The sequence below is a fragment of the Methylobacterium sp. Leaf108 genome, assembly GCF_001423265.1.
GTDB lineage: Bacteria > Pseudomonadota > Alphaproteobacteria > Rhizobiales > Beijerinckiaceae > Methylobacterium.
The window spans coordinates 38,537-45,254 of sequence record NZ_LMND01000011.1 but is presented as its reverse complement, the minus strand read 5'-3'; the positions used below and the strand labels follow the sequence as shown (position 1 = coordinate 45,254).

The window sequence follows — 6,718 nt, the reverse complement described above, 5'->3', positions numbered from 1 at the left end:
GACGATCTCCTCGGGCTTCGGGTGCTTTGCCATCTTGTCCGTCCTCCAGGCTCAAAAGCCATACCAAAGGGCGGACCACTTCAATGGGGGCTGATCAAGTGACGATGACGAACTTCTTGGATGCTGACGCTGAGGAGCGGATGCCCCAGAAGATGCCAACACGGCCGGGGGATACCATCTGAGTGTCGCCAGTCATCTCTGTTCCTGATCACGAACTAAAAGCGACATAGCGCGCGTTCAGATCGCCACCATCCCATCGCACCGTCCCCTGTCCCAAAAACCCTTCCCCAATCCGTCCCCATTTCCCTTCGAGCGGACGTCCCTTCTGCCCTGACTCAGAACCATCTGTTTTCGGCCACACCATTTGCTTGACGGTTTGCCGAGGCGTGGCAGCGTTGGGGGATGACGAAGCGCGTTGCCTTTTATGTCCGCGTGTCAACAGCGGATGGCCAAACCACCCAGAACCAGCTTCGGCAGCTTCACGACGTTGCCGGGCGGCTGGGCTGGATCGTGGTGTCGATCTTCTCGGACGATGGCATCTCAGGAGCGAAGGGGCGCGATCGGCGTCCTGGGCTCGATGCCTTGCTGAAGTCGGTGACGCGGCGTGAGGTCGATCTGGTGGCCGCATGGTCGGTCGATCGTCTCGGACGGTCGCTGCCAGACCTGATCGGGCTCCTCGGCGAACTCCAGGCGCGTAGCGTCGATCTCTACCTTCACCAGCAGGCCCTCGACACGAGCACGCCCACCGGCCGGATGCTTTTCCAGATGCTGGGGGTGTTCGCCGAGTTCGAGCGCTCGATGATCGTTGCGAGGGTCAAGTCGGGGCTTGAGCGCACGAAGGCCAAGGGCACCCGCCTGGGCCGCCCACCGATGGATGCGGCCAAGGTCGAGACGATCCGCGCACTGCTGACCGTGGGTACAGGCATTCGGGAGACGGCCCGCCGGACCGGTGCAGGGACGGCCACCGTGCAGCGGATCAGGGCCGCCATGCTGGCCGAGCAGGATCAAGGAGAGATCGTCGAGGCAGCCTGACGTCGGGTCTGGCGCCCATCGTGCTGCGATCGTTCCTACTAGCGTCCCTCCCGACCAGCACGCTCATATCGAACGTCCGGTCGTCGGACGTTTTTTCCTCCGATGCCTTTGGCACCATCGACTTGAACGTTTGCCGTTCGTTGGCACTTCGACCGGTGGCGACACTCCAAACCGATAGCGTTCACCACGCGTTGATGGGGACCGGGCCGCTCCGGACTTGTGGTCCGGAACGACCCTGTTCCTTCTTTAACGGGGCTGGCGAGCGAGCCAGTTCAGCAGCGGCCGTAGGGCTTCGACGGGAGCCGCGCGGAGGGGACTTCGTGAATCTCTGCACCAATTGCAATGAGGATGTCATCGACGCGCTCGCCGAAGCAACCGCGTTGACGCTCTTTCTTGAACTTGAACTCAATGTTGTTGGAACTGACATTGAGGGTCCAGTGCTTCCTGCTACCCTCCGTAGCAATATCGGCCGCATCCATCAAAATACGAACGAGCCTAGCGAACTCTTCAAAGCGATGATTAGAAACCGTCCAAATATTTTATCTGTAATCAAAAGCCATAATAAAATCTTTCTTCAAAAATTTACTCGGCCGCAACGGCCGATATGCTCAGCCTAAATTCCGCATGATGAGACCTCACTATTTTTTTGTTCTATTTTTGGCAAAAGATTTATTGACAGCTTGCCGTGCTATTTTCGCTGACCTGTCGAGCTTTCCTGCCCCAACCGCTGCGATGCAGTGCTGCCGAGTCTGACGGGCAATCGGCATCCAACCCTGACCCCACCATTCGCTTGCGAGATTCCAGGATCGTGCTGGGGTCCGCTCCTCCAACGGTCTCGGTGAGGATGGAATGGCGACGGTCTACAAGCGCGGCACGACGTGGTGGGTGCGCTTCCAGTCAGGTGGCGTCACGATCCGGCGTTCGGCCAAGACGACGCGGAAGGCTGAGGCACAAGCCTACCTGCAACGGCTCTTGGACGAGGCCGCCGCGAAGGCTCGGGGAGATACGCCCCGTCATCGCTTCGGGGAAGCCGTCGAGCGCTACTTCGTCGAGACGTCGATCAAGCCCAAGACCCGCCACTGCTACGGCTCCAGCAGCCGCGCGCTTCAGCCGAGCTTCGGTCCCCTGTACCTCGATGAGATTGACCGGCGGGTCATCGCAGACTTCGTCGGGGCTCGAAAGCGGACCGGCGTGACCGACGCCACGATCCGGCGTGATCTCGCATTCCTGTCTGCCCTCTGCGGAATGGCCATGCGCTGGGGATGGTTGGAGACCAACCCCGTCGCTTCCTTCAGCAAGCGTGGTCTCAAGGAATCTCGGCCTCGAACGCGCTTCCTGAAGCCCGAGGAGTTCGAGCGCTTATGGGCAGCCTCGTCGCCTGAGATGCGGCCACCGCTCGTCCTGGCAGTTGAGACCGGCCTGCGGAAGGACGAGCTTTTTGGGTTGACCATCAGTGACGTCGATCTCCCCAGGCGGGAGGTTCATCTGACGCGAACAAAGACCGACTCACCCCGCCGCGTGCCGCTATCCGACCGAGCGATGGAGACGATTAGAGCCTTGCTGAATGCACCTGGGCGGCCTCGATCGCCCTACCTGATCTGCAACCTAGACGGCGAACGATTCGGCGATATGAAGAAGGGGTTCGCTAGCGCATGCCGCCGGGCGAAGATCACCGATCTTAGGTGGCACGATCTCCGGCACACCTTCGCGTCCTGGTTCGTCCAGCAGGACGGGGACATGTACCGCCTCTCCCGCATCCTCGGCCACGCTTCGTTGCAGATGACGGCGCGATACGGCCATCTGCGAACGTCCGATCTCCATGCCGAAATCGAGAAGGTGGCACGGAAGCGGGCACAGGACCGGCTGATCGCGGTGCCGACCGAAGCCAGTTCAGGACCGGATAAGGGCACGGCGTAACGTCAGTAAGACCCTGAAAACACGAAAGCTCCGGACGTTTGTCCAGAGCTTCGGTCGCTTGAAAAGTTTGGTGGGTGCACAAGGGTTCGAACCTTGGACCCGCTGATTAAGAGTCAGCTGCTCTACCAACTGAGCTATGCACCCATTGCCTTGCGGCAACCGGGGGGACCACCAAGCCGCCCCGTCAGGAGGCGGCTGATAGCAAGGCCGTCCGGGGGTGTCCACCCCCGGACGGCGATTTTCTTGACGCGTGGGCGATCACTGCGCCGCGGCGTGCTGGGCGTGCAGGCGCACGGCGGTGGCCGAGAGCTTGTTGAGCGCGGAGAGATAGGCGCGGGCGGAGGCGACCAGGGTGTCGGGGTCGGCGCCGCGGGCGGTGACGCTGCGCTCGGGCGTCTTCAGGCGCACCGAGACCTCGGCCTGGGCGTCGGTGCCCTCGGTGACCGCATGGACCTGGTAGAGTTCGAGTTCGGCCTCGTGCGGCACCAGCGCCTTGATCGCGTTAAACACCGCGTCCACCGGCCCGTTGCCCTCGGCCTCCTCGCTGACGACCCGGCCGTCCATGGCGAGTTCGAGGGTGGCACGCTGCGGCCCGCGGGTGCCGGCGATCACCGAGAGGGAGACCAGGCGGATGCGGTCGTGGGCGGTGGCGAGGTTCTCGTCGACCAGGGCCTCGATGTCCTCGTCGTAGACGTGCTTCTTGCGGTCGGCCAGCGCCTTGAACCGCTCGAAGGCGTCCTGCAGCTGGTTGTCGGAGAGGCTGAGCCCGAGTTCCTCGAGCTTGGCGCGGAAGGCGGCCCGGCCCGAGTGCTTGCCCATCACCAGGGCGGTCTTGGCCACGCCCACGGAAGCCGGGGTCATGATCTCGTAGGTCTCGGTGTGCTTGAGCATCCCGTCCTGGTGGATACCGCTCTCGTGGGCGAAGGCGTTCCGGCCGACGATGGCCTTGTTGTACTGGACGGGGAAGTTGGTCGCGTGGCTCACGAGCTTGGAAGCGCGGGTGAGCATCGTCGACTCGATGCCGGTCTCGTATGGCATCACGTCGGCCCGGGTGCGGATCGCCATGACGATCTCCTCCAGGGCGGCGTTGCCGGCGCGCTCGCCGATGCCGTTGATCGTGCATTCCACCTGGCGCGCCCCGCCCTCGATGCCGGCCAGGGAATTGGCGATGGCGAGGCCGAGGTCGTCGTGGCAATGCACCGAGAACACCGCCCTGTCGGAATTGGGCACCCGCGCCCGCACCGCCTCGAACATGGCGCGGTACTCGGACGGCGTGGCGTAGCCGACGGTGTCGGGCAGGTTGATGGTGGTGGCCCCCGCCCCGATCGCCGCCTCGACGCAGCGGCAGAGGTAGTCGATGGGCGTGCGGGTGGCGTCCATGGCCGACCATTCCACGTCCTCGACGAGGTCGCGGGCCTGGGCCACGGTCTTGAGGATGATCTCGACGACCTCGTCCTGCGACTTGCGCATCTGGTGGGCGAGGTGGATCGGCGAGGTCGAGACGAAGGTGTGGATGCGCCCGCGCCGGGCCTGGCGCACCGCCTCGCCGGCCCGCGCGATGTCGGCGGGGATGGCGCGGGCGAGCCCCGCGACGGTGGCGCGCTTGGCCCGGCGCGCGATGGCCGCCACCGCCTCGAAATCGCCGTTGGAGGCGATGGGGAAGCCCGCCTCGATGATGTCGACGCCCATGGCGTCGAGGAGTTCGGCCACCGCGAGCTTCTCGTCCAGCGTCATGGTGGCGCCGGGGCATTGCTCGCCGTCGCGCAGGGTGGTGTCGAAGATGAGGACGCGGTCGCGCGCCGGGGTCGGGGTGGTCATGGCTGGGAGGTCCCGTGGCGGCGCGCCGGGCTCGCGGTCGCGCCTGAAGGTTTCGAAGACGGCGATCGAAGGTCGGCACGGGCTCTCACGGCGAGCGGTGCGGTGCCGGACGACGCTCCCCTGAGAGCCCAGGCGCCAAGCGCCCGGACGGCCCTCAGGGGCGTGTAAGCAGGAGCTCGAGAAGACCCGAAGACTTGGGAAAGCCCGAAGACTTGGGAAAGCCGGAAAGCGCACAGGAGTGCGGCGCCGCGACAGCGGCTCCTGCGATCGCATGCGTGGAGCCGGCGCTGGCCAAGGCTCGTCTCTCCCGATGATCACGCGATGCCCATCGTTGGCTCGAGCGTGATGCGAGCGAAAACCCTAGCCGGCGGACCGGACGTTGACAAGCCTCGCATCTCCCAGGGCGGGCCTTGTCCTCCGGCGGCACTTGCCGTGGATCCGATCCTGTCTAGCTCTACCGCAGGCCCACGGGCCCGGACCGGGAATCATCCCGTGCACGATCAAAAAAATCGAAGGAAACACCCACGATGCTGCGTAACGCCCTGCGCTTCTGCGCCTTGCCGGCCCTCGCCCTGATCGCCGGAACGGCGCCGGGCCTCGCCCTCGACGTCATGAAGTCCGTGGATGTGTCCGCTCCGCCGGCCAAGGTCTGGTCGACCATCGGCGACTTCTGCGGGATCGGGTCCTGGCACCCGGCGATCGCCAAGTGCGAGCCCTCGACCAAGGGCGGCACCAGCCTGCGGACCCTGAGCCTGAAGGGCGGCGGCACCATCGTCGAGTCGCAGACCTCCCGCGACGACAAGGCCATGACCTACACCTACGCCATCGTCGAGAGCCCGCTGCCGGTGTCCGACTACTCCTCGACCATCGCGGTGGCCCCCTCGGGCTCCGGCTCGAAGGTGACCTGGACCGGAAGCTTCAAGGCCAAGGGCGCGCCGGACACGGTGGCCAAGGACGCCATCGAGGGGATCTACACCTCGGGCCTGGCCGCCATCGCCGACAAGGCCAAATAGGTTCCGACATCGCCAAGCAGGTTCCGACGAGGCCAGTCGGGTCTTCGGCACGATGGCGCTCCGTCGGCGTCAGAAAAAAGGGGCCGGCGTCACCGCCGGCCCCTCTCTTCATCGCACGCGCCCGGCTCAGCGCAGGACGACGACCTTCGTGCCGACCTTGGTGCGGGTGTAGAGGTCCGCGACGTCGTCGTTGGTCATGCGGATGCAGCCCGACGAGACGGCGCCGCCGATCGTCTCCGGCTCGTTGGAGCCGTGGATGCGGTAGATCGAATTGCCGAGGTACATCGCGCGGGCGCCCAGCGGGTTCTCGAGGCCGCCCTTCATGAAGCGAGGCAGGTCGGGCCGGCGACGCAGCATCTGCGCCGGGGGACGCCAATCGGGCCACTCGCGCTTCATGGTGATGCTCTGCACGCCGCCCCAGGTGAAGCCGGGACGGCCGACGCCGACGCCGTAACGCAGGGCCTGGCCGTTGCCCATCACGTAGTACAGCCGGCGCTCGGTGGTGGAGACGACGATGGTACCGGCGCCGTAGGGGCCGTTGTAGGCCACCGTCTCGCGCTGGATCGCCGACATCTGCGGCACGGCCGCCGCCAGCGGGTCGGACGGGTTGAGGGAGGCGTTGGCGGTGGGGATCGGCGTGGCGATCGGCTCGCTCTGCGGCCGCACCCGGACCATGAGGGCGTTGTCGAGCGGCTGGCGGGTGAGGGGATCGATCTCGTAGGCGGCGGCGGGCGTCGCCCAAGCCCCCGTCATGCAGGCGAGCCCGGTCAGGGCGGGAGCGAAACGACGCATCAAGGCCTCTCGAATACAGGCAAAATCTTGGGAGAACGCGGGGGCTACAGCGGCGCACCGTAACGCGACGAGCATCGCCAAGACGTAAACGCGCCCCGCCCAAAGCCAAGGTCAAATCGCACTGCGGCAACACTTGCCCCGGCGTC

Annotated in this window: 6 protein-coding genes and 1 tRNA gene; 3 read left to right on the top strand and 4 right to left on the bottom strand. The window is 65.3% G+C overall.

What is annotated here, in order from left to right; genetic code table 11:
- The first annotated feature begins 402 nt into the window (after positions 1-402).
- Positions 403-1,032: a recombinase family protein gene (locus tag ASF39_RS08215; RefSeq protein WP_056282684.1), complete on the top strand. Its 630-nt coding sequence runs from the start codon at positions 403-405 to the stop codon at positions 1,030-1,032.
- Between the two features lie 272 nt (positions 1,033-1,304).
- Here ASF39_RS08215 and ASF39_RS21125 read toward each other — a convergent pair whose 3' ends face one another.
- Positions 1,305-1,511, bottom strand: a complete 207-nt coding sequence (locus tag ASF39_RS21125) for a hypothetical protein (protein ID WP_156648432.1) — start codon at positions 1,509-1,511, stop codon at positions 1,305-1,307.
- Between the two features lie 370 nt (positions 1,512-1,881).
- Here ASF39_RS21125 and ASF39_RS08210 point away from each other — a divergent pair, with 370 nt between their 5' ends.
- Positions 1,882-2,949 (top strand): site-specific integrase, encoded by a 1,068-nt coding sequence (locus tag ASF39_RS08210; protein WP_056282680.1) that lies wholly within the window; start codon positions 1,882-1,884, stop codon positions 2,947-2,949.
- Positions 2,950-3,017: 68 nt separating this feature from the next.
- Here ASF39_RS08210 and ASF39_RS08205 read toward each other — a convergent pair.
- A tRNA-Lys gene (locus ASF39_RS08205) sits at positions 3,018-3,093 on the bottom strand.
- 114 nt (positions 3,094-3,207) lie between these two features.
- Positions 3,208-4,767 carry a 2-isopropylmalate synthase gene (locus ASF39_RS08200; RefSeq protein ID WP_056282677.1) on the bottom strand — a complete coding sequence of 520 codons (1,560 nt, stop codon included), beginning with the start codon at positions 4,765-4,767 and terminating at the stop codon, positions 3,208-3,210.
- Positions 4,768-5,294: 527 nt separating this feature from the next.
- On the opposite strand from ASF39_RS08200, the gene ASF39_RS08195 reads away from it, so the two are divergent.
- Complete coding sequence (locus ASF39_RS08195) at positions 5,295-5,780, top strand: SRPBCC family protein (protein WP_056282675.1); 486 nt, start codon at positions 5,295-5,297, stop codon at positions 5,778-5,780.
- Positions 5,781-5,906: 126 nt separating this feature from the next.
- Here the strand turns inward: ASF39_RS08195 and ASF39_RS08190 are convergent, their stop codons facing one another.
- The gene (locus ASF39_RS08190; protein WP_055881437.1) at positions 5,907-6,572 is read right to left on the bottom strand and encodes a L,D-transpeptidase; all 666 of its coding nucleotides are present in this window, start codon (positions 6,570-6,572) and stop codon (positions 5,907-5,909) included.
- Positions 6,573-6,718 lie beyond the last annotated feature (146 nt).

Excerpts from the sequence above, each read along its gene's own strand:
- ASF39_RS08215 (WP_056282684.1), top strand. The coding sequence starts at position 403 with ATGACGAAGCGCGTTGCCTTTTATGTCCGCGTGTCAACAGCGGATGGC.
- ASF39_RS21125 (WP_156648432.1), bottom strand. The coding sequence starts at position 1,511 with ATGGATGCGGCCGATATTGCTACGGAGGGTAGCAGGAAGCACTGGACC.
- ASF39_RS08210 (WP_056282680.1), top strand. The coding sequence starts at position 1,882 with ATGGCGACGGTCTACAAGCGCGGCACGACGTGGTGGGTGCGCTTCCAG.
- ASF39_RS08200 (WP_056282677.1), bottom strand. The coding sequence starts at position 4,767 with ATGACCACCCCGACCCCGGCGCGCGACCGCGTCCTCATCTTCGACACC.
- ASF39_RS08195 (WP_056282675.1), top strand. The coding sequence starts at position 5,295 with ATGCTGCGTAACGCCCTGCGCTTCTGCGCCTTGCCGGCCCTCGCCCTG.
- ASF39_RS08190 (WP_055881437.1), bottom strand. The coding sequence starts at position 6,572 with ATGCGTCGTTTCGCTCCCGCCCTGACCGGGCTCGCCTGCATGACGGGG.